The following is a 23,203-nucleotide window of genomic DNA, read 5'->3' on the forward strand; positions in this document are numbered from 1 at the left end:
ATACTTACCTTTTGGTATCCTTGACGAGTTCATCGACCCACGTCTCGCCCCCAGATTGCGAACAGCCCATGAAACCGTTGCCAGCGGCCACGCAGCCATGATCCTCAGTATCGCGATTCTCGATAGGCGGCTTGCGACATGGGCGTGACCTCATCGCTCACTTTGTGTTCGCGATGATTTTCGACGATAGCCTGGAGGACTGCCAGATTCGCGGCTTTGTGGCCGCCGTCTTCGTTGATCGCCGGTACGCGTTGCGTCTGACGCGTGTGCTCCGATGATGCTCCGGGCATTTCTGACGATCGGTGCCGTTCAGGTGATCACGATGCTCGTGCTCCTGGTGCGGACGAAAACTTTCGCGGTCGTGCTCGGGCCCGAGTTTGTGGGCGTGATGGCGGTGATCGACAAGTTGCTCGCCGTGATCGCCCAGACCGTCTCTCTATCGCTTCCCTTTGCCGCCGTTCGATTCCTCCCCGAGCGTTGGACCGCCGGCCCGACGGAGTTTCGCGCCCTGTTCACACGGATGCGAAACCTGTTGCTCGCGTTGATCCTCGCGGCCACCGTCGGCGCGCTCCTGGTTACCGTGTTCCGGCCCGCCACTTGGGGGGAGGCGCTCCTCCCGTACCGCGATGCCCTCACTGTCGCCATCTTCGGTCTGCCGGTGATCGGGCTGATCCCTTTCCTTCAAAACGCGATCGCCGGTCGAATGCAGCAGAACCGCTCCATGCTCGTAGGACTCCTGCATGCGGTCGTCCTCGCGGTCGGGATTGTGGGAATCTGGTGGGGCGGGTTGGCCGGCTATTACGCGGCCTACGCGGTGTTGGGAACGATTCTGGTCGTGGGCGTCACCCGACTGGCGACCAAGGGCACCGAAGCACCGGAGCCTCGCGGCACACTGCTGCAGCGATTCGTTGTCGGGCTTCCCGGCCCGATATGGCGTTTCTCGGGCGCGCTCCTGATCCTGACCTTTCTCGCGCCTTACGCCGCGCTTTTCGTCCACTATCGGCTGCTGAGTGACCATGGCGCCGAGACCGCCGGATGGATGCAGGCGGCAATCGGCATTAGTCTCGCGGTGCGAGCGGTGCTGGGTTCCGCCCATGCCGTGTTCCTGACTCCGAATGTCAACCGAGGGGGGAGCCCCGGAGAACGAATGGAGTGGGCCAACCATTTCCAAATGACGTTCTGTCTGCTCGCGGGCTTGGCGGTACCGCCGCTCCTGCTTTTTCCCGACATTGCAATTTACATTCTGTACTCCTCGGCATTCTCGCCTGGCGCGATGTTCGCAATGGTGTTCGTACTCACGGAAATCTTGGGCCTTCTCAGCGGGACCTACCAATCGCTGGTGATCGCGCTGAACCACATGCCATTTCATGTAGCGACTAATCTGGTCGCCCAACTGCTTGTCGTGGGCATGGCTTATCTGTTGGTGGGGCCACTCGGCATTCTCGGTGCCGGACTGGCCGTGCTTGTGGCCCCGGTATTCTTGTACATCGCGACCATGATATTCCTGCATCGTTCGTTCGGGCTTCGGATGCCAGGTCGCGTAGCCGCGCGTTCCGGCTGGCTTCTGCTCGGCCTGGTGGCCGCAGGTCTGATGGGTGCGCTGTTCCAGGGACCGGCTTGGGAGTCACTGCTGTTCAAGGCGGGTATATATTTTCTCGTCGTCAGTGGCTTCGCATGTCTTCTCACCGGCCATGAGCGCCGGTGGATCCGGGAGACTCTGGAAGGTTTGAGGGCCAGATGGACGTGACAACCGGTCAGTTGAAGAGCGCGGCGCGGATTGCGCTCTACATCGATCCACCTTCACATCATTTTTTGCGGGATCGGCTGTTCGATCCATCGACTAACCCCCTCGGCGGCGACAATATCCTCGCCCCGTTCCTGCTTGTGCGGGAGCACTTTACCCGGCAGGGGATTCCCGTTCATACCGCGGATCTGATACCCGCGGAACCGGACGACGTACAGAAGATCTACGTGTCGGTAGGGCGCGTGGCGGACTACGCGAGCCTTGCGCGCAGGCCCGATGTGACGCTTAGCGCGTTCTTCGCCTTCGAGTGCCCGATCGTCGAGCCGTCGATGTACGCGGCGTTGCCGGCGATGCAGCGCTACGTGCGACGAATCATGTGCTTTAGCGACGCGGCCTCGCTGGCACCGTTCACCGGAACATCGATTCGTGTCGAACGATTCGTCTGGCCCCAGTGCCTCGACGGGGTACACGAAACCGCGTGGGCGCGGACCGACCGCGGATTTCTCACGATGATCAACGCCAACAAGCTTCCGAGGCTTTACCGCGCGGAGCTCTACACGGCGCGCCTCAAGGCGGTGGAATACTTTCACCGCTTCGGCGAGATCGACCTGTACGGTAAGGCATGGGATCGCGCCCCGATGCGGGTCGGCAAGAGCTGGGTGCCTTGGACATTCCGTCGGATCTACGATGCGCTCTGGGAGGCGAAACAGCGCCGCTGGCCCAATCCGGTGTACGCGGCGGTCGCGGCAGCTTCCCAAGGCACGGTCACATCCAAGGCAGAGACGCTCAGTCGTTATAACTTTGCGATCTGCTTCGAGAATATGATTTTGCCCGGGTGGATCACCGAGAAGATTTTCGACTGCTTCGCGGCCGGCTGCGTGCCAGTATATTGGGGAGCGCCCGAGGTGACCGACCGGATTCCCGCGGAGAGCTTTATCGATATGCGGCAGTTCGAGGGCTTCGCTGATTTGCGCCGGTTTCTCCACGACTTGACGCCGGTGCAGATCGCCCGCTATCGCGATGCAGGGCGAAGCTTCCTCGAGTCTCCCGCCTACGATCTCTTTCGCCCGCAGGGCTTCCTTGAGCACTTCCGCCGGTTCGTTCGCGACGACGCCGGCGTGGAGACGTAGCAGCGCCGTGCTATCCACCCTCTCCGTTCGCCTGGAAATCTTCAAAGGGCGCCTCCGCGGCTCCCGCTCGCACTCTGGCCAGCGCCGGAGAACCGGTGCTTACTCCGCCGCCATGAGCATCACGGATTTGTGCGCCAGAGAACCGCGGTGCGAGGGGTGTCATTGAGAACGCTCGTCGTCAATGCGCTGCGCTTGTCGGCGAAACGAACCGCGATCGGACGCCACCTCGAGTATTTGGCGCAGCAGTGGAGCATGGGGCCGCAGCCGTTCGACAGGATCATCTTCCTCAGTCCGGCCGCGCTGCAGGTGGACGGCTTGGGATCCACGACCACGATCGAGCTGCGTACCCTGCCCACACGCCTCCCGTACCTGCTCTGGGAGCAGTGGAAGCTGCCGCGCGCCGCGTCCGGCGCGGCGCTGCTCTTCTCTGAGTACACGTGCCCGCTCTGGTACAGGGGGCATGTGGTGGTGGCGAACCATGGGATCTACGAGGCGATTCCCGAGTCGTTCTCGAGGTGGCAACGTATGCGATTCACCGGGGTGGCGCGCACGAGCGCGCGGCGCGCGGACCGGGTGATCGCGAACTCGCTCTCGACGCGCGCCGACCTCGTCCGGTTCTTCGGTGTCCCTGATGCAAAGATCGACGTGGTGTATCCCGGGCCGGCCGATCTCTTCTTCGAGCCGCACAGCGAGGAGAGCCTGACCGACGCCGCGCGCCGCATCTTCGGCGGGCGCGTCCCGTTCGTGATTTTCGTTGGCAAGCTCGCGACGCGCCGTCACGTCCCCAACCTCATCGAAGCGTTCGCACGCGTTCGCGCGGAACAGCATTTCCCGCACCATCTGCTGATCGTCGGCCCAAATGTGAATTTGCTCCCGCTCGAGGAGATCGCGTCGCACCACGGCGTCGGGCTGGTGATGCGTTATCTGCCGCATCTGGATCAGGACGTGCTCGCCAAGCTCTACGCGGCTGCCGATGTCTTCGCGCTCCCTTCGAACTACGAAGGGATTTCGTGGACAATGTTCGAGGCGATGGCGAGCGGAACCGCCGTGCTCGCGGTCGATCATCCCGCGCTCGCGGAAGGCGGAGCGGATGCAGTGCTGTCGATGCCGACTCCGTCCGTCGACGATCTGGTGAAAGGGCTGACCCTTCTGCTCACGGACACGGCGCTTCGCCACGCATACGAAGAAAAGGGCCGTGCGCGCGCGAAGCGCTTCTCTCTCGCCGAGAGCGCTCGGCGGACGATGGAGATTCTCGACCAGACCGCGCCCGGGTCTGATCCGCGTCCGTGAGAGACGGCAGTCCAGCAGGATATACTCCAGGCGAGGGACGAATCGGTCAATCGTGGTTCGTTCCGTTCGTATCGGTCAGGCGGGGTTTGAAAATCTAAACGGAATAAGCTATGAGCGTTTTAGTGACAGGTGGCGCCGGGTACATTGGCAGCGTTATGGTCGATTTGTTGCTCGAGCGGAATGAACGCGTAGTCGTGCTCGACGACCTGTTTCGCGGGCACCGAGCGGCATTGGACGAGAGCGTTCCCTTCTACCAAGGCGAGACAGGTAATCGAGCCCTGGTGCAACGAATCTGTCGTGAGCACGAAATCGAGTCCTGTATTCACTTCGCCGCGCTGGCTTGTGTCGGGGAATCGGTAGTTCAGCCGAAACTGTATTTCGAGAGGAATGTCGAGCATGGCATCGCCTTGCTCGATTCAATGATTGCCGCCGGCGTGCGTCGATTCGTCTTCTCTTCAACGTGCGCGACGTATGGCGAGCCAATCCGCGACCCCATCGATGAGGAGCATCCGCAACAGCCGACGAATCCCTATGGCTGGTCCAAATTGACAATGGAAAAGATTCTCGAAGCATACGATCGGGCCTATGGCCTGAAATATGTGGCGCTGCGATATTTCAACGCGGCTGGAGCGACTGCGCGGCGTGGAGAACATCACGAGCCCGAAACGCACTTGATCCCTAACGTGTTATTTGCCGCGATGGGAAAGACGCCGCACGTCTCCGTTTTTGGCAACAAATATCCGACACCTGACGGCACCGCCATCCGCGATTACATTCATGTAAGCGATCTTTGCGCAGCACACGTGCTTGCGCTCGACTATTTGCGAAGCGGGAGCGAGTCAGCGTGCATCAATCTGGGAAATGGCCAAGGCTATTCAGTTCTGGAAGTGATAGAGGCGGCGCGGCGACTGACGAATTGCGAGATTAAGACCAGCATGGAGGCCGCCCGCCCGGGCGACCCTTCGCGCTTGGTGGCGAACGCCCAAAAGGCCCGAAAGGTTTTAGGTTGGAAACCTGGACATGAGCTTGAGACGATCGTAAAGAGCGCGTGGGATTGGCATCGGGCCAATCCCAACGGATATGGGAGCGACTAACGGCCCGACATATTCGGAGAAAGACGATCCACTCGCAGCGGATTGCCCAACGGTTTTATAAGACGGGTTCGTAAGGAGGCGGCCAGCCGCATTGCGAGAACTGACGATTCAGAGCGATAATTCGACCATTCCCGCCGTCGGCTATTGGAGAAATTTGCCATGTCATATTGGAAAGACAAGAAGGTGCTCGTCACCGGCGGCTGTTCCTTCATCGGCTCGCATCTGGTTGATGCGCTGGTCTCGCGCGGCGCCTCCGTGCGCATTGCCGACGACCTCTCAAGCGGGACACGCGCAAACGTCCAGCACTTGCTGGATCGCCAGGCGGTGGAATTCATCGAAGCGGACCTGCTTTCGCCGGGGATGGCTGAACGAGCGGTGAAGGGAATGCAGCACGTCTTCCACCTGGCGGCGAACCACGGTGGTCGGGGATACATCGATCTGCATCAAGCAGCGTGTTCCACGAACCTCGCCCTCGACGGGCTGATGATTCGCGCCGCCCACCGCTGCGGAGTCGAGAAGTTCACATTCGCTTCATCCGGCTGCGTCTATCCCGATCACTTGCAGCATGACCCCTCCGAGGTCCTGTACCTGAAAGAGGATCTGGTGAAGCCGCCCTACGCGGCGGACAACCTCTACGGTTGGGCCAAGCTGATGTGCGAGCTGACGCTCCAAGCCTACCATCGGGACTATGGCTTCAAATGCGCATCGCTTCGGTATTTCACCGCTTACGGCGAGCGCTGCCTCGAGAACCATGCGGTCATCGCGATGATCGCGCGGGCGTTCGTCAAGCAGGACCCGTTCATCGTGTGGGGCACGGGCGAACAGATCCGAAACTGGACCTATGTGAGCGACATTGTCGAGGGGACGATACTGGCCGCCGAGAAGATTGACGACGGCACCGCGGTCAATCTCGGCACGATGGAGCGCACCAGGGTGATCGACGCCGCCAAGGAGATACTCCGTCGCACCAAAGTGCAGTCCAAGTTGTTGCCTGATCCGACAAAACCCACCGGACCCTACAACCGGGTGTGCGACAACTCGCTGGGAAAAAGACTGCTCGGCTGGGCGCCGCAAGTGTCCTTCAGCGACGGGCTCGACCGAACCATTCGCTGGTATTACGAAACGAAGAACGCGGTGGCGGTCCGTGCCGACTTTGATCGGCTTCTGACCGAGCGATGAGGCAGCCTCGTTCAGGCTGGCGCCGCGCTACACGTTGCTCGGCCCGGTAGGTTTCTGCCGACATTGACAGAAGAATTGATTCAACCCCTCCAGGTTCGCGAATCCTCATAGAGAGGGCGGCGCAAGTTGCCTCTTTTTTCTGCCGTGCATCACTGCTATGCTTGTATGTTCATGCCGTCAGAGGACCGCCATATGTCGCTGTCTTACTTGATGCATCGCATTGGTTCTGGGATCCGCAATTCAGGCCTACTCAGGAATCAAACTTGGATATGGCAAACCATTGAGCCGATTTGGAACGGCGCGTTCAAGCGAATCTACGCTCGGAGCGGCTACCTTGCACACATTAATGGCGAGCTATTCCGCCTCGAGTACGAAGACGGCGCACGCTTTGATCGCCGCGACAATCGAAAATATGAGCCGGCGTTCTACTACCCTTTCGTCTCGCTCATCCGCGAAGGTATGACGGTGTACGACATTGGTGCGCATATCGGAATTTTCGCACTGGGCGCCGGCGTTCGGGTCGGCCGTTCGGGGAAGGTACTCGCGTTCGAGCCAGCGCCCGAAACGATCGCCAAGCTTCGCCGCAACATCGCTTTCAATCGTCTCGAAAGCGTCGTGGAGGTGGTGCCGGCGGTCGTCTCCGATACCGACAAGGGTGTCAAGTTCTTCGCATACAAGGCGAGCATGGCTGCTTCAATTGCGCGCCAAAATGTCGAGGATCTGAATCCCGAGCGGCGCACCGAGCCTGCAAGCGAACTCACGGTGGACTCGGTCACAATTGACGGCCTTCAGGCGGCACGCGATCTGCGTCCCGACGTAATAAAGATCGACGTGGAGGGAGCAGAGCTGATGGTGCTTCGCGGGGCGCGTCGAGTCCTGGCCGAATGCAAGCCCATCATCCTCTGCGAAGTGCATCCGCCACAGATGAGGAACTGTGGTGCGTCGATCGAGGAGTTCAACGCGTTTCTCTCCGAAGTCGTCTATGTGAGCGAGCCGCTGGATGAGCCAAACCCGATTGGGATTTATCACGCTTTGCTACGTCCAAGCGGTGGGGACGAGCGTCGAACGGACAACAATCTGCTCCATTGAACAACGTTCAAGCCTCGTGGGCCATCGAGAATTGCTGGCATCATTGCAAGGACTGAAATCGGCCAAAGCGAAAGAGTATTTTGAGGTCTTCCGGTGCCCCGAACACTGCCGCACCCGAACTGACTTCCAAACCGCGGTCTACCCCGAATAAGAAAAGCTGAGATACTCGCGGAGGTGCTATTGAATTTTCTATCCTTCGTGCCGCCGCTCACGCTGGCCTTGCTGGCGGGCATGGCGGTGATCGCCGGCTGTGCCGGCACGCCTGGCCCCCAGCAGGAAGCGCAGCCGCGTGAGCCCGACGTGGCAGTGCCCGCTACGGCACCTGCGACGCTGCCGACGCCCACCCCGGCGCCCGCGAGATCGGTCTCCGTTCGCATCGACGAGGCAATGGCGCATCAGGTCATCGAGGGCTTCGGCGCCACGACCAACGAATATTTCGACATGGTGAGCCGGGAGGACCTGATGGGGGCACTGCGCCCTCGCGTCATCGAGGCCGTCTACGGCCAGGTGGGCATCACCATGGGGCAGCTCGAAGTCGGCCCCTACGAAAACTTCGATCCGTCTCGCTACACGACCGCCAACGACGACGGCGATCCGTTGACGTTCAACTGGCGTGCATTCAACTTCGTCCGTTCAGAAGGCCAGAAGACCGGCATCGTCGATCTCGCCCGGCCCTACGGTTTCGACAACTTCACCATCCACAGCGGAACCAACGTGCGCTGGTCCGACCCATGGTTGGCCGGCGTGCGTAAATCCAACTATCGGCTCTATCTCGAAGAGATGGCCGAGAACGTCGTCGCGCCGCTGATTTATTGGCGCGACAAGTTCGGCATCGTAACGCGCTGGCATCATCTGTTCAACGAACCGACCACCGGCAATGGCGAGCTCGCGGGCGGCGGTGTGCAGGAAGTGGTGGATCTCGTAAAGGCGGTCGGTGCGCGCTTGCGCCGTGAAGGATTCGGCGACCTGCGCATGGTGGTTGCCAGCGAGGAGACGGAGGAGGCCAGCCTCGCCTCGGCGCGCGCCATCCTCGCCGACCCGGAAGCGCGCCGCTACGTGGGCGCGATCGGCTATCACACCTACCCGTACGGCTCGGTCTACAGCGACGTGAACCGCATTCTGGCCACGTCGGGGCAGGGCGGGCCGGACGCAGGACGCATCAAGGTGCGCAACGACATCCGCGACCTCGCGAAGCAGTACGGCCTGCAGGTGTGGATGACCGAAGTGAGCAATGGCCGGGCGGGCCCGCTGGATTCGCTGCGCGGGCGGGCCATTCACATCCACGATGAAATGCGCTACGCGAACGCTTCGTCGTATTGGGCCATGTACCAGGTTGCGGACATGTTTTCCCAGCATGGCCCCTGCGGCGAGGACTGCCTGGTTCACTTCAACCGTGTGCGCGGTACGGTCAGCATCAGCGGCACCGGCTATGCGATCGGGCACTACGCCCGCTGGATCCGGCGTGGCGCCGTGCGTATTGACAGCGAAACCGATGACCCGCTGGTGCTGGCCTCGGCATTCCGCGACGATGCGCGGAAGAGGATCATCGCGGTCGTGGTCAACAACCATCTTGATCCAGTGTCCGTAACCGTGAGGACTGCGGGGCGCGTTGAGCTCAGCGGCGAAATGAAGGGCGAACAGTCATCCGCCGAGGGCTATTGGCTTCCGCTCACTGCGGCGGCGCCGCGCGCAGACGGCAGCATCAGCACTCTTCTCCTCCCGCGCAGTGTCACGAGTTTGTCGGTGGAGTTTCGTTGACGGGCGGGCGAAGAAGCGTCAGAGTCGCCGGCGTCAGTCCGTAGCGCAGGACCGCGCTCGCGTGCACAACGGTACGCCGCCGCCAAGGAAATACTCCGTCGCACCGAAGTGCAGTCCACATCCTTGCCTGATCCGACGAAACCCACAGGCTTGTACAAGCGGGTGCGCGATAACTCACTGGGGAAGACGCTGCGTGGCTGGGAGCCGCAGGTGCGCTTCGGCGACGGGCTTGACCGAACCATTCGGTGGTATTACGAAACGAAGAACCCGGCGGCCGTCCGGGCTGACTTCGAGCTCCTGCTGACGGAGCCCCGGTACTGAATTACGGTGACCCTCAACCCAATGTCAAGTAAATCTATCGGACGGCGAACCGTAGAGATCGGACTCTACAGTCTTGGTCTTTTGTTGTTCCTAGAGGTTGTCTTTCGTGGCTTGTTTTCAATTGACCCCATTTTTCGTAAGTTAAGTGGGTATGACGATTCCTCCTCAAGGATTCACTGGATAAATCAACACACCGATCAGCAGCAGTTTGTCTACAAGTTCGATGCCTATCATCCGTCGAGAGGCTGGACGCTAAAGCCTGGTATCAAGGACATGGTGGTCTTCAAGAATAAGATCTTGAACTCCAACTCCATGGGCTTTAGGGGAAAAGCTGAGTATTCTTATGCTCGGCAATCGGGTAAACGTCGGATTCTTGTTTTTGGCGACTCCTATAGTTTCGGGGATGAAGTATCAGATGGCGAAACCTATTCACACTATCTGGAAAGCATCATGCCCGATACGGAGGTGCTTAATTTAGGTATTCACGGTTATGGACACGATCAAATGTTGCTCTACTTACAAGAAGAAGGGATCAAATATCGTCCAGACATCGTGATCTTGGGATATGTGTGGTTCGATATGAACCGCAATCTTTTTGAATTCAACAATTACTCTAAGCCGAAATTTGAAATACTGGATCACGAATTGCACCTCGTCAATGTTTCTGTTCCTTCTCCGGAGTGGTTCATAACGCACGAGTTCTACCGATTGAAAATTCTCGATCTCGGTGTGATCTTACGAGAGAAGATTCGGTGGACGCTCGGGTTGAATGACGAGAGAGCCAAAACGCTCACGACGTCTATTCTCAGAGAATTCGTAAGAACCACCCGGCAGATCAACGCGACGCCGGTCTTCGTGTATCTACCGGTGTTGGCAGAACTCATCAAATCCGATGAGGCGATGACCCCGAACGAACAATACCTGTATAAGAATTGTGAAGAACAGAAAATTGCGTGTCTGTTTCTTCGTCGTTCTTTCGTGGAAGAGGCGAAAAAGGGGACTACATTCAACACTCGAAGTCACTGGCTGGCAAACGAGCATTCGATCGCGGCAAAAAGCATCAAGGAATTTCTACAAACAGAATAGACCAGCACGCGACAACCAGCTAAAGGAAGGCGTGTTTCGAGAGCAAAGTCCCACAAGCTAGATGAACTCCTGTCGGCGCAGCTCCGCCGCCGTCTGTTCGAGTCCCCACTCCAGCGCCATCGGTTCGAAACCGAGGAGGCGGCGGGCCTTCTCGATGTTCGCGGCGCGATTGACCCAGGTGCGCGCTAGTCGTACGAGAAGGGCGGGGGGGCTTGCCGCCGACCGCGCCCCGCGCGCGCGTTCAGGGCAACAATCTGTTCGATCCAGGGTGGGGCGCAGAGTTGATAGGGTACATGACCGACGCGTGCGCCGGTCAGAGATATCAACTCACACTATTCAAGCCATCGAGCTCCGCCAATATTGATCGCCTCGTGTTGAAGATCGTTGCGATCAAGCAGCGATGGGCTCGACCGAACGATTCGGTGGTATTACGAAACCAAGAACGCTAAGGCGGTTCGGGCCGACTTCCAGCGGCTGCTGACGGAGCAGTGAAGGTGATCGCACCGAAGCTTCAACGGCGCTACGCTCAGGTTTCCGCCAGCGCCGACTGGTAGAAATGCGACGTCGAAGAGGCGCACGGACGGCGACGGGAATGCTAGACCCGCATCCATTTCGTGAACCATTGGTCGAGGATGAACGCGGAGTACACAATGGCCGTGAAGTTTCCCGCGCCCTGGGCGTGGGCGGCCAAAAGCTGCGAAATGCGCCCCATGTCGAGCAGCTCGGCCAGGGGACCGGAGGAGCTGGCGCCACGCACCGTGGTGGCGATCACGGAATCATGGCCGAGCCACCCCGGCAGTGGCATGGCGAATCCTTGCTTGGGTCGGTCGATCAGTGCGTCGGGCAACCACGGTCGCACCGCCTCCTTGAGCGCGAGTTTCGCGGCGTCATGACTTGCCAGCGCCGTTGCCGGGATTCCGGCCGCGAGTTCCATCACGTCCCGGTGAAGAAAGAGCGGCCGCACTTCGAGCGACACGGCCATGCTCGCGCGATCGACCTTGACCAGGATGTCCCCGGGGAGCGTTAGCGCGAAATCGAGGTGGCGCATCGAATTCACCAGACCGACCTCGTCGGGTGGTGCGGCGACCAGAAGCTGTTCGACCAGCCGATACGGATCGTAATGGCACAAGGCCTCGGCGAGCGGCCCTCGCGCCACCTGGCGCAGGAGGGGGAGGGGAAAACCGGTGCACAGCATGTCGGCAAGCATCTGAGGCGCCGCCAGGCCGTACTGCGCAAGCGTTCTCCGCCAGTGGCTTCCTTCGCTGAGCGTGTGTTGCGCAACCGCTGAGAGAGCACGCGCCACGCCGACCGGGAAGATGCCTGCGAGCTCCGATCGCCTGACCAGCCTCTGGTACTTGCGGTAGCCGGCAAAGATTTCATCGGCTCCATCACCCGACAGCGCGACCGTGATCGATCGGCGAGCCTCCCGGCAAAGATAGTAGGTTGGGACGCTGGAATAATCGTTGAATGGCTCGTCGTAGTGCCAACCGAGATGGTCGAGTACCGAGCCCACATCCGAGGGCTCCACCGTTCGCTCCACGTGTGATGTCCGGTAGCGATCGGCGACCTGGCGCGCCCATCGGCGCTCGTCGTATGCCGCGTCATCGAAACCGATGGTGAAGCTCCGGACGGCGTGCCCCGACAGGCTCAAGGCAGCCGTGACTGTAGAGGAGTCGACGCCTCCGCTGAGGAAGGTACCAAGCGGAACGTCCGCGATTGCCATCTCGTTCGCTGCACGCAGGAGCGTCGCCCGGATCTCCTCCGCCGTCGCGTCGCCGGACCGACTCACGAAAGGCAGCGACCAGTACCGCCGAGGCTCGTTGACGATCGTGCGCCCATCCTCACGCAACTCGACCACCATCGCATGAGCCGGCGCCAGTTTCCGCACGCCTTGCCAAATGCTCTTCGGATCGGCGACGAAGCCGAAGGTGAGGAAGTCGATCATCGCTTCGTAGTCGATGCGCCGATCGAGGCCCGGCCAGTCGAGCAGCCCTTTGATCTCGGATGCGAAGACGAAGGTCTCATTGACGAGCGCGTAATAAAGCGGCTTTTCGCCCGCCCGATCACGCGCGCAGAAGAGCCGGCGCGTTTTTGTGTCCCACAATGCGAAGGCGAACATGCCCGAAAGGTGATCGAGCAAGTCCGCTCCCCAGTGCCGGAATGCCTCGAGCAGCACTTCGGTATCCGATTCGGTTCGAAACCGGGCTCCTTCGCCTTCCAATGCCTTGCGGACCGCGCGGAAGTTGTAGATCTCTCCGTTGAATGTCACGACAAACCTTCCATCGTGGGAGCACATCGGCTGATTGGAGCGGACGTCGAGGTCGATAATTGAAAGACGCCGGTGTCCCAGGCATATGCGGCCGTCGACCGATTGCCACAAGCCGGCGTGATCCGGCCCGCGATGCGCCAACCTGTCACGCATCCGTTCGACAGTAGCTCGCTCGACCACCGCGCTGGAGAGGACGCCAACGATGCCACACATCAGGGCGAGTGACCTGTCATCTCGTACGCTTTGGAGGGCCCTTCACATGCCACCGCTTTAACATCACTTGGGCGCACCACTCCATGCGGGGGAGTCGTAACAGTCCCCACATGCCGGCAACCAACACCAGAAGCCGCCAGCGCTGAACGCTATGCGCCCGAGCTATCATTGTGATCTGCACCTCGCGCAATGCACCGCGCCCGGCAGGTAGTTCGTTCTTGATGTAGTGGCTGATCGCCGCCATCAGCCGGTCCTCCGATCGATGCGCCTCGTAGTTCAGGAGGGCCGTGGGTGTGGCGAGGGTGTTGTCCCCCGACGCGAGGTACTCGTCGAGAATGACAAAGTAGTTTTCGGGCGCGGTACGAAGGCGATGATAACGCTGCGACGAGTTGCCGTGGAAGTGCCGGTATTTCATCAGGTGGGATTCGAGCACCGCGATCGAATAGCACCGCGCGATGCGCAGCCACATCTCGAGATCCGCCGTATTGCGATAGCGAGCTTGACGATACGTTCCGACGTCCTCATGAACCGAGGCGCGTACCATTGCAGTTGGACAGACCAGGAATCCATTCTTGTACTTGAGCAGGGTATTCAGAACGACCGGGTAATCGAGCGGCTGCTCGCCGCGCACCTCCTCCGGGATCGATAGGCGGCCGTATTCCCGGCCCTCTGCGTCCACGAAGATGTCCGAGCAGAACACGGCCGCCACCTGCGGATGCGCCTGCAGGTACGAGACCTGCGTCTCGACGATCGTCGGCAGATAGATGTCGTCCGCGTGGTACGTCGCGATGAGCGAGCCGCGGGCACGCGCAATGCCGACGTTGACGTTGTCGTAAATGCCGAGATTGTTCGGTTGGCGTACGTAGGTGATCTTGCCTTCGTACTCCGCGGCGATCGCGGGCGTGTCATCGCTCGACGCATCGTCGAGCAGAATGATCTCCATGCTGGGGTAAGTCTGGGCGACGATCGAGTCGAGTGCTTCGCGCAGAAACGCGGCACCGTTGTAGCTCGGGACGAGGACGGATACAAGCGGCGGGTTGGTGGAGACAGGGAGAATCTTGTTCGCCATTTATGAACGTTCGGTGCGCCAGGATTTGCAGGCAACATTGCCGTCGGACGAGGGCTCCACGGGCAGCCTAACACATCCTGATGAGTGTGAAGGCGGCCTCCGGTGGCGCATGGCAATCGCTCCGGAACTCGCTTTCGCCCGACGCGACGACGCAATGGCATGCTCCCGAACTACGCGATCAGGCGAGTGTTTGTGGCGCTAGAGGCATCACGACGCTAGAGTCCTGCCCAGCACGTCGCCGTAAACTTTCGCGAGCCGGGCGGCCGTGACCTGCATGCCGAAGCGCGCCACCATGTCGGCGTGAAGCGCACGCCGGTCAAATTGCGCGCGCAGCCCCAGCATCTCGTCAATCGCGCGCGCCAACGCCTCCGGATCCTCGGATGGCACCAGCCGGCCATTCTCCGGTGTGATTATATCTTCCGGCCCTCCGCAGCGCGTTGCCACCACGGGTGTGCCGGACGCGATGGCCTCGGCAGTCACCGCCGAGAAGGTCTCGCGCCTGCTCGGCACCACGAGCAGCGCGCTGCGTTGCATCGCGGCGGCGACCTCCGCCGGGCTCGACTGTCCGGCGAAGCGAATGCGGCCCGCGAGCCCCAATTCGCCGACGAGTCGGCGCACTTCGTCCTCATCGCGCTGATAGCCCCTGTAGAAGGCGGCACCTATCACGAGCAGGCGGAGTGTGGGGCGCCGACGCGCCAGCGTGGCGAAGGCGCGGACCAGGATGTCGAGCCCTTTCACGCGTCGGATCACACCGACAAAGAGAAGCTGGTCGGGGTCCCAGGAGCCTTCCGTCTCCGACGGCGTGAAAGTCGCTTCGTCGACAACGTTGTGCACGACACGCGTGGTCACGTGACCGCCCATCGCGTCAACGATGTTCCGCTCGAGCGAAGTGCTGACCGGAAGGACCAACCGGACGGACGCCAGGGCCCGCAATACCTGCGCGCGGACGGCGGGGTAGTCGTCGAACCACGGTCGCCAGGGGGCTCCCTCCGTGGTAACCACGGGAAGGCCGTAGCGCCGGCCGAGCCGAGCCGCCAGGACGCCGTCGGGGTAAATGAAATGCGCGTGGATGAGGTCGAACCGGCGCTCCTCGTGCAGCCGGTCGGCGAGCCGGCGGACCGTGGGCCATATGAGCGCGGCCTCAAAGCGATGCAGAGCGTGTCCTGGCGGGAACGGCACACGAGGATGGAAGACGTCGTAGCCGGCATCCCGGCGCCGCGCCGCCACGCGGCGAAAGCGGGTGAACGCCTCGATAGGCAGGAGCGGCGGCGCATACGGGACCGGCGCAATCACCGTGGGGTCGACCAAGCGGCTTGAAGCCAGCACGAGACGCTGGGTCCACAGACCCAGCGTCGGCATGACGTTGTTTGGGTAATTGCGCGCGAGGACGAGGACTTGCAGCCGAGGCCCTGGTGCCATCAGGCGCTTCCCATCAAGCGGATTGTCGATACGAAGCCAACGAGCTTCGGCTTGCGTGCCACGGCCCCGACAACCACCTCGGTGGCGTGCACGTTGGTTTGTATCGTATGCACAGGGTGCTCGACGATCAGCCGTACGCCCACGGCAGCTTCGGGGAGCATCTGACCCGCTCGGGCTGGCCTCGGTATTCCGCGACCATGCGCGGAAGAGGATCGTCGCGGTCGTGGTCAACAATCATTGTGAACTGGCGTCCGTGATTCTGATGGCGGCTGGGCGTGCGGCTCAGCACCCGGACGCGACGATTATCGGCGACGAACTGCCCGGCGAGGTGACGACCTACGAAGCCCGTGCCACCAGTGACGAGGATCAGGATTCCACTCCCATCGAGCCCCCAAGAGGCGAAGAATAACATCCCGCTTGCCCAACCTGCCGCATCGTCTCTCCCTATCCTGAACGCGCCGGCGCGAGACGGAACTGTTGTATCATCGGAGTGTCTCCCGGCGGAGTGAGCTAGGATTTTTCCGAGGATCCAGGAATGACTGCCATCGAGCCGTCCGAGGCAGGGCGCGTCTTGCGCCTTGACCTGCTGGCCTGTCCGCAGTGCAAGGGCAAGCTGGAAGCGAACGCTGCGCACCTGGTCTGTAATCGTTGTGGCCACGACTATGCGGTTCTCGAAGGCATCCCGTGCTTCGCATCGCCGGATCGCTTCTACGATGAGTTCGCTCTTGTGCACTGTCCCTTCGCGGCCTCGCCGTCAGGACTTAAGCGGGTAACCCTGGGCGTTCTGCCTTTTTGGTCCTGGCAGGAGTGGAAGTTCTGGGATCGAGTGATCCCGCGCTGCGACCGCCTTCTCGATTTCGGCTGCGGCCGCGGCCGCGGGATCTTCATCGAACGCTCCCGCGAAACCGTAGGCTATGACGGTTCCCTGACTTTCCTGCGGGATTGCGCTCCCCGATATAGCGCGGTTGCCCTAGGCCAGCTTCCCCGATTGCCCTTCGCATCGTCTCTGTTCGACGTCGTCGCATCTTCCCATACGGTTGGGCACGTATCCATCGAGGATAAGGATCACCTGATATCGGAGATCGCTCGCGTCCTGAGGCCTGGCGGGGTGACTGCACACATCATCGAAACGGACAGCGCTCATCCTGCTGTTTCGGCTGCCAAGAGGAACTCGCAGGCCTACCGCAAGCAGTTCGTTGAACAACACGGCCATGTCGGCTTGGAACCCGCGCAGCGAGTGATCCAACGATTCGAGAGCCACGGGTTACGCTTGAACAAGATGCAGCTTGTGGATGCGATTCTGCCGAGTGTTCTGAACTACCGGACTTTCTTCGACGTCCCTGACTATCAGAATCTGCCGGAGATCCGCTGGCCCCGGATGCTGAGCCGCATGAGCGCCGCGAGCGGGATCGTCAACGCAGCCTACGAGGTAGGCATGGGAGTTTTCCACAGCTCCGCCGAGCAATGGTTCGGAAAACCCGAGCGCGCGCAGTTCATACACGTCGTATTCCATAAGGCTTAGGCCATCGCCTCGCGACGGAATCATTCGGGCGATTCTCTGCAAGCGATCGAGTAATGCCGCTGTCCCTTTCGGACTTCCAATTCGTCTGTCCGCAATGCCGTGATCCGGTGCGCGCCGCCGACGATGCCTACGTTTGCGATCGATGCGGCCGCGTCTATCCGGTCCTGTTCGGGATTCCGGATTTCAGATTGCGCCCGGATCGATACCTCGATCTGCGCGCCGAGACGGCCAAGGCAACGCGCCTGGCTGAAGCGGCCGCGACCCGCTCGTTCGAACAGCTGCTCGACTTCTATTACGAAATCACCGATGACGTACCGCCCGAACTTGCCCGGCGTTACAAGGCGTCGATTCTCAACGGCATCCGCCACGCCGATCTGCTGGCGGCCGACTTGGCGGCGGCCCTGGCGGCCGCGCCGCCGAATGCGGTTGCGCTGGATGCGGGCTGCGGTGCGGGTGCCATGCTGGTGGCGGCAGACCGGCGCGGCCTGCGGGTGGTGGGCGTCGACATCGCGCTGCGCTGGCTGGTGATTTGCCGCAAGCGCCTCGACGAGCTCGGGCTCGCGATTCCCCTGATATGCGCGGATCTGGCGGATCCGCCTTTCGCGCCGGCAAGCTTCGATGCAGTGATGGCGGTTGATCTGGTGGAACATGTGCCGGACATCCCGAGCCTGGTGCGCGCGCTTGCCGTAATAAGCAGGCCGGGCGCTGCCCTCTGGCTGACCGCCGCCAACGGCCGGACGCTGGGCCCGCATCCCAGCACTCGCGTGTGGGCGATTGGGTGGCTTCCCCTTGGAATGCGTACCTGGGTGGTGACGAAGCTGCGCGGAGTGGATTCGTTGCGCTATGTAAACCTGATTTCGGTGCCGGAGATGCGGCGCATCGCCGTGCGCGCCGGACTCACCGTGGCGGAATGCAGGCCGCGCCGGATTGCCGCACCCGATGGCCGCTATCCCTTCGTCGAGCGCAAGTTGATGCAGGTATACCGGCGTCTGGGCGAGATGCCCTGGATGAGTCGTTTGCTGCTGCAAATCGGACCAGCGTTTGAATTGCGCCTGCGCCGCGCGCGCGATTCCTGACAACCGGGCCGCCGATATCAAACGCAAGGGCTCAATCGAGTTCGAACGCGTGCTTGTAGTCGAGTTTGAGCGCAGGGTTCTGCTGCTCCTTCTGTAGCACGCAGTTACCGATCACCAGCATCTCGATCTCGCTCCCCATGAAGCAGCGAAACGCGTCCTCCGGAGTGCACACGATGGGTTCGCCGCGCACGTTGAAGCTGGTGTTGACCAGCACCGGGCAGCCGGTGCGTTGCTTGAATGCACCGAGCAGGGCGTGGAAGCGCGGATTGGTCTCGCGGTGAACCGTCTGAATGCGCGCGGAATAGTCGATGTGGGTCACTGCGGGAATCTCCGAACGCGGCACATTGAGCTGGTCGATTCCGAACAGCTTCTTCTCCTCCTCGGTCATCGTGCGACGCCGCTCGGGCCGCACGCCGGCGACCAGCAGCATGTAGGGCGAATCATGATCGAGTTCGAACCAGTCGCCGACGTCCTCGCGCAGCACTGCCGGCGCGAACGGCCGGAAGGATTCTCGATACTTCACCTTCAGGTTGAGCAGCTTCTGCATGCTCGGGGAGCGCGGATCACCGAGGATCGACCGGGCGCCAAGCGCCCGCGGGCCAAATTCCATGCGCCCCTGAAACCAGCCGATCGCCTTCTGCGCGACGAGCGCGTCGACTGCCTCTGCTACGATTGACGTATCGTCGACAACGCTGAACTTCGCGCCCGCCGCCTGCAGCCGTTGCTCTAACTCGTGCTGCTCGAACTTCGGACCGAGATAAGAACCCCGCATGCCATCGAGTCCGCCATTCAGGCGGCGCGGCTGCCCCTTGTACAGGTGGTAGGCGCCCAGCGCCGCTCCGACCGAACCGCCGGCATCGCCGGCCGCCGGCTGGATCCAGATGCCGTCAAATTGGCCGTCGCGCAGTATTTTGCCATTGGCGACGCAGTTGAGTGCGACGCCGCCTGCAAGGCACAAGTTGCGCTCGCCGGTCTCCCGCGCGAGCGAACGCGTCATGCGCAGCATGATCTCTTCGGTGACCTGTTGGATCGAGGCGGCGATGTCCATGTGAAACGGGGTCAATGGCTGCTCCGGCGTGCGCGGCGGCTGGCCGAACAGCGCGTCGAACCTGGTGTTGGTCATGGTCAGGCCGACGCAGTAATTGAAGTAATCGAGGTCAAGCCGAAAGGAGCCGTCGGCCTTCAGGTCGATCAGCTTGTCCAGTATCAGGCCCGCATAGCGCGGCTCGCCATAGGGCGCGAGTCCCATCAGCTTGTACTCGCCCGAGTTGACCTTGAAGCCCGTGTAATAGGTAAACGCGGAGTAGAGCAGGCCCAGCGAATGGGGAAAGTGGATCTCCTTCATGACCTGCAGCCGGTTGTCGCGACCGAGCGCGACCGAGCTGGTCGCCCACTCCCCGACGCCGTCCAGCGTCAACACCGCCGCAGAGGAAAACGGCGACGGGAAAAAAGCGCTGGCCGCATGACTGAGGTGATGCTCGCTGAATACCAGGCGCTGGTCCCAGTCGAAGTCGGGGCCATGCAGTTTCAGTTCCCGGGTCAGGTAGCCCTTCAGAAACAGCTTTTCGCGTAGCCAGATCGGGATCGCCATCCGGAACGATGCGAAACCCCGCGGCGCAAACGCGAGATAGGTCTCGAGCAGGCGCTCGAACTTGAGGAACGGCTTGTCGTAGAACGCGACCAAGTCGACCTGATCGATACCGATCCCCGCCTCCGCCAGGCAGAACTCAAGCGCATGGCGCGGGAATCCCGCATCGTGTTTCTTGCGCGTGAATCGCTCCTCCTGCGCCGCCGCCACGATCTCGCCGTCAACCACCAGCGCCGCGGCGCTGTCGTGGTAGAACGCCGAAATTCCCAGAATTCGCATCGATCCGTTCCGGTTTCTCAGAACAGCGTGTAGATGAACGGCGCCACGGCCGAGCCTTGGGCGAACACGAGCAAGCCGCCCAGGATTGCCATCACCACTAGAATCGGGATCAGCCAGAATTTCTTGCGCACCCGCATGTAGGCCCACAACTCCCTGAGAAAGGACATGCTTCTCTCCTAAAATTGATGGGGCAGGCTGTCCGGTTGCGGGCCGGGCGGTTCACGCTTGATCCAGTAGCTCTCGGCGGCAGATTCGCGGCGCAGCCACAGAATATTCTTGGCGAACATCCGCATGAGCAGGCCCATGGGCGTGACGACCAGGTAGAACATGATGGCCAGCACGACCGGACTGACGATACGATGCAGCAGCAGCCCGAAACGCAGCCACAGCCGGTTCGGAATGGTGAGCAGCGACGGCGCCGCGACGGTGGCCACCAGCACCAACCCGCTGACGATCAGCGACCACCATCGCAGGGTGCCGCCAAAGGCGAGCGGCGACAACGCGATGACCAGGAAAACCGTCACGAACACCCAGCCGAACGCGCGATTGCTCGACGCCTTGACCTGCTGGCTTCTGGAAAAATCTTCGTGGGTCTGTGCCACCTGATTCATCAGTTATGTATCTTTCACTCGCCTGAGATAGCGGCCCAAGCGTGTTTTACACGCACTCCGTCCTCTTGGCAACGCGGAATCTGCCGCCCTTATTCCAGCCTTTCTTGAGGCGCCATCAAGACCGATATGCGCGCGTTTGCTCACTTGACGCTTTTCTTGCCGAGCCAGCCCGCCTGCTCCAGCGTATCGAACCAGATCTGCCCCATGAGCTCCTCGCCTTTCGCGGTGAAGTGGCACCAGTCTGTAAGGAATTCCGGCGTGGGCGGGACTCGCTTGGCTGGTTCGGCCAGAGGAATTCCCTCCATGCGTGCGAGTTCGCGGACCATGTCGTTATAGACAGGAAAGCTGCGGCGTACCCCCTGGGGCCCCAGATTCTCAAACCACCGCCCGACAATCGGCACACCGAGCTTTACTTCGTCTTCGCTGAACCGGCCTGGCTGCCCGGACTCGTCGAGCCCATGCGCGAAGGTGCCCACGGCTACCTTCACACTGGCGTGGCGAGCATCGGCGATGAGTCCCGCGAGGTTGTTCTTGAGCATGCGAATCGCTGCCGCGTCAGGGTCGTCATGCTTGGGTTGCGAAGACCGGCTGAACAGGTTGATGCGGGACCGGATCTCCATCAGGACGTACGAGTAGTCGATAAGCCGCTGGAACCGGCTTGGCGGGGCGATGCTTAGTCCCCGCCCATATACGAGCTTGGTTTCGACATCGGGAATCCAGGACCAATTCAGGTCGTTGTTCCCGTGATAAATCAGGATCCCATCCGGCTCCAAGTGGGAAATGCGCAGCATGAAATTGATCCGCTGCTCGATCGACGTGTAACCGGGCACACCGGCGTTGACGACCTCGATGCGCCGGCCGGGGTGCGCTGCCTGCAACTTCGCTTCCAGCAACGCTGGCCAGGCTTCTTCGTGCGACCGGGCGCCTTTCCAGCCAAACGTGGAGGACTCGCCCAAGGCGAAGATACGGAACGAGCCCGCCGGCTTGGGCACCTGGATTTCCAGGCCGCGAAAACCCAGACTGTTGACCTCCACGCGAAAAGAGCCCGACTTGAAGCGCATGCCAGGTACGAGCGCGGTTCGCAAGTATGGATTTCCTTCGGCATAGCTTGCCGCCCGGCGCGGCATGTACCCGGCGTAACGTTCAAGCAACCGCCCGGTGAGTTCACCAAACAACAAAACACAAAGAAACGAGATCGAAAGCACCAGCAAGCGCTTTGAGAACGACCAATGAGCACCAGCCGAAGACACCGCCGTTGCAGAGTTGTACTTCATACGGCACTCTCGCTTCGTGGTACTGGGACTGGCATTTGTAGCCTCCCGGCTTGCGGAAAGTATATTCTCCTTCCAACGCAGTAAAGGCATGGCGGTACACTGAAACTATGCGCGCAATACCGACCTTTCACAGCATCGATGAGCGAATCGCCAAAAATTTCAGTGATCATGCCGGTTTATAACGGCCGCGCGTTTATCGCGCACAGCCTGCCGCCGCTGATCGACATGCTGCGCCGGGGCGAACTGGTCGAAGTGATTGTAGTGGACGACACTTCCACCGATGACACGGCTGTCATGGCGTCAGGGATGGGCGCCCGCGTCATGCCGTCGGGCGGTCGTCTGGGTCCCGGCGGAGCGCGCAACCAGGCGGCGGCGCAGGCAAGAGGCGACATACTGTGGTTTGTCGATGCGGATGTCGTCGTGCATGACGACGCCGCGCGTGAGCTCCAGCGCGCAGTTGCCGAGCCCGGCGTGACCGCGGTGTTCGGCTCCTACGACGACCAGCCGCCAGCGAAGAACTTCCTTTCCCAATACAAGAACCTGGTACACCATTTCTACCATCATCGAGGCCGCGGCGAAGCATCCACTTTCTGGGCAGGATGCGGCGCGGTGCGCAAGGAAGCGTTTCTGGCGATAGGCGGATTCGATGTGGTGCGGTATACGCGGCCATCGATTGAAGATATCGAGTTGGGGTACCGGCTGCGCGCCGCAGGCGGCCGAATCCTACTGTGGCCGGCGTTGCAGGGAACGCATCTGAAAGTATGGCGGTTCCTCAATCTGATCCATACCGAGGTATTCTGCCGTGCTGTTCCCTGGTCGCGGCTCATGCTGTCCCAGACCGGGTTGGTGAATGACCTCAACGTGGGAACCGCCGAGCGCCTGCGCGCGGTCGTGGCCGGTATTTTTTTTGCAGGGAGCGCCGCTTCTCTGCATCCTGCAGTTCCCGGGTGGGTTGCGTTGGCCCTGTTCGGCGCGATCGCATTGGCGAATGGCAGCCTGCTGCGCTTGTTCTACCGCCGCAAGGGGCCTTTGTTCGCCCTGGGTGGATTGTTGTTCCATCAGGTTTACTATTTATACAGCAGCGCCGCATTTGCCTGGTGCTGGCTGGAACACCGAATAAATAAAATGACAACGGCGGGGTGAAGCTTCAAGCACAAATCAGTTCCGAGTCAGACGGACGAACGTAAGGGGA

At 61.1% G+C, this 23,203-nt stretch carries 21 protein-coding genes; 11 read left to right on the plus strand and 10 right to left on the minus strand.

What is annotated here, in order from left to right; translation table 11 throughout:
* Positions 1-104 precede the first annotated feature (104 nt).
* Positions 105-290, minus strand: coding sequence for a hypothetical protein (locus HY067_16655; protein ID MBI3529585.1), 186 nt, complete (start codon positions 288-290; stop codon positions 105-107).
* Between HY067_16655 and HY067_16660 the strand changes: the two genes are divergently transcribed.
* The 8 genes from HY067_16660 (at position 278) to HY067_16695 (ending at position 10,691) form a co-directional block, all read left to right on the plus strand.
* A complete protein-coding gene (locus HY067_16660) occupies positions 278-1,747 on the plus strand; it encodes a hypothetical protein (GenBank protein ID MBI3529586.1) in 1,470 nt (489 codons plus the stop codon). The two genes, HY067_16655 and HY067_16660, sit on opposite strands and share 13 nt — an antisense overlap.
* Positions 1,738-2,874, plus strand: a complete 1,137-nt coding sequence (locus HY067_16665; GenBank protein MBI3529587.1) for a hypothetical protein — start codon at positions 1,738-1,740, stop codon at positions 2,872-2,874. The genes HY067_16660 and HY067_16665 overlap by 10 nt, the downstream gene beginning before the upstream one ends.
* A 162-nt stretch (positions 2,875-3,036) precedes the next feature.
* On the plus strand, positions 3,037-4,164 hold the full coding sequence (locus HY067_16670) for a glycosyltransferase family 4 protein (GenBank protein MBI3529588.1): 1,128 nt from the start codon (positions 3,037-3,039) through the stop codon (positions 4,162-4,164).
* Positions 4,165-4,274: 110 nt separating this feature from the next.
* On the plus strand, positions 4,275-5,258 hold the full coding sequence (gene galE, locus HY067_16675) for a UDP-glucose 4-epimerase GalE (GenBank protein ID MBI3529589.1): 984 nt from the start codon (positions 4,275-4,277) through the stop codon (positions 5,256-5,258).
* Positions 5,259-5,417: 159 nt separating this feature from the next.
* Positions 5,418-6,437 (plus strand): SDR family NAD(P)-dependent oxidoreductase, encoded by a 1,020-nt coding sequence (locus HY067_16680; GenBank protein ID MBI3529590.1) that lies wholly within the window; start codon positions 5,418-5,420, stop codon positions 6,435-6,437.
* 192 nt (positions 6,438-6,629) lie between these two features.
* Positions 6,630-7,526, plus strand: a complete 897-nt coding sequence (locus tag HY067_16685) for an FkbM family methyltransferase (GenBank protein MBI3529591.1) — start codon at positions 6,630-6,632, stop codon at positions 7,524-7,526.
* Between the two features lie 180 nt (positions 7,527-7,706).
* Positions 7,707-9,284, plus strand: coding sequence for a hypothetical protein (locus HY067_16690; GenBank protein ID MBI3529592.1), 1,578 nt, complete (start codon positions 7,707-7,709; stop codon positions 9,282-9,284).
* Positions 9,285-9,611: 327 nt separating this feature from the next.
* Positions 9,612-10,691 (plus strand): SGNH/GDSL hydrolase family protein, encoded by a 1,080-nt coding sequence (locus HY067_16695; protein MBI3529593.1) that lies wholly within the window; start codon positions 9,612-9,614, stop codon positions 10,689-10,691.
* A gap of 595 nt (positions 10,692-11,286) precedes the next feature.
* Here HY067_16695 and asnB read toward each other — a convergent pair.
* From asnB to HY067_16720, 5 genes are all read right to left on the minus strand, one after another.
* Positions 11,287-13,173, minus strand: coding sequence for an asparagine synthase (glutamine-hydrolyzing) (gene asnB / locus HY067_16700; protein MBI3529594.1), 1,887 nt, complete (start codon positions 13,171-13,173; stop codon positions 11,287-11,289).
* Between the two features lie 16 nt (positions 13,174-13,189).
* Positions 13,190-14,242 (minus strand): glycosyltransferase, encoded by a 1,053-nt coding sequence (locus tag HY067_16705; GenBank protein MBI3529595.1) that lies wholly within the window; start codon positions 14,240-14,242, stop codon positions 13,190-13,192.
* 207 nt (positions 14,243-14,449) lie between these two features.
* Positions 14,450-15,661, minus strand: a complete 1,212-nt coding sequence (locus HY067_16710) for a glycosyltransferase (GenBank protein MBI3529596.1) — start codon at positions 15,659-15,661, stop codon at positions 14,450-14,452.
* Complete coding sequence (locus HY067_16715) at positions 15,661-15,822, minus strand: hypothetical protein (GenBank protein ID MBI3529597.1); 162 nt, start codon at positions 15,820-15,822, stop codon at positions 15,661-15,663. The genes HY067_16710 and HY067_16715 overlap by 1 nt, the downstream gene beginning before the upstream one ends.
* On the minus strand, positions 15,789-16,073 hold the full coding sequence (locus HY067_16720; protein ID MBI3529598.1) for an NAD(P)-dependent oxidoreductase: 285 nt from the start codon (positions 16,071-16,073) through the stop codon (positions 15,789-15,791). Before HY067_16720 ends, HY067_16715 begins: the two co-directional genes overlap by 34 nt.
* A 123-nt stretch (positions 16,074-16,196) precedes the next feature.
* Here HY067_16720 and HY067_16725 point away from each other — a divergent pair, with 123 nt between their 5' ends.
* Both HY067_16725 and HY067_16730 read left to right on the plus strand, forming a co-directional pair.
* A complete protein-coding gene (locus HY067_16725) occupies positions 16,197-17,183 on the plus strand; it encodes a methyltransferase domain-containing protein (protein ID MBI3529599.1) in 987 nt (328 codons plus the stop codon).
* A gap of 53 nt (positions 17,184-17,236) precedes the next feature.
* Positions 17,237-18,259 carry a methyltransferase domain-containing protein gene (locus HY067_16730; GenBank protein MBI3529600.1) on the plus strand — a complete coding sequence of 341 codons (1,023 nt, stop codon included), beginning with the start codon at positions 17,237-17,239 and terminating at the stop codon, positions 18,257-18,259.
* 31 nt (positions 18,260-18,290) lie between these two features.
* Here the strand turns inward: HY067_16730 and HY067_16735 are convergent, their stop codons facing one another.
* The 4 genes from HY067_16735 to HY067_16750 all read right to left on the minus strand — a co-directional run bounded on the left by HY067_16735 (position 18,291) and on the right by HY067_16750 (position 21,822).
* The gene (locus tag HY067_16735) at positions 18,291-20,126 is read right to left on the minus strand and encodes a carbamoyltransferase (GenBank protein MBI3529601.1); all 1,836 of its coding nucleotides are present in this window, start codon (positions 20,124-20,126) and stop codon (positions 18,291-18,293) included.
* 17 nt (positions 20,127-20,143) lie between these two features.
* On the minus strand, positions 20,144-20,293 hold the full coding sequence (locus HY067_16740; GenBank protein ID MBI3529602.1) for a hypothetical protein: 150 nt from the start codon (positions 20,291-20,293) through the stop codon (positions 20,144-20,146).
* A 9-nt stretch (positions 20,294-20,302) separates the two neighbouring features.
* On the minus strand, positions 20,303-20,737 hold the full coding sequence (locus HY067_16745; GenBank protein MBI3529603.1) for a hypothetical protein: 435 nt from the start codon (positions 20,735-20,737) through the stop codon (positions 20,303-20,305).
* A gap of 140 nt (positions 20,738-20,877) precedes the next feature.
* A complete protein-coding gene (locus tag HY067_16750) occupies positions 20,878-21,822 on the minus strand; it encodes a hypothetical protein (protein ID MBI3529604.1) in 945 nt (314 codons plus the stop codon).
* Positions 21,823-22,149: 327 nt separating this feature from the next.
* On the opposite strand from HY067_16750, the gene HY067_16755 reads away from it, so the two are divergent.
* Entirely contained in the window at positions 22,150-23,154 is a 1,005-nt protein-coding gene (locus HY067_16755; protein MBI3529605.1) for a glycosyltransferase, read from the plus strand.
* Positions 23,155-23,203: the final 49 nt, after the last annotated feature.

The sequence above is a fragment of the Betaproteobacteria bacterium genome (assembly GCA_016194905.1).
GTDB lineage: Bacteria > Pseudomonadota > Gammaproteobacteria > Burkholderiales > JACQAP01 > JACQAP01.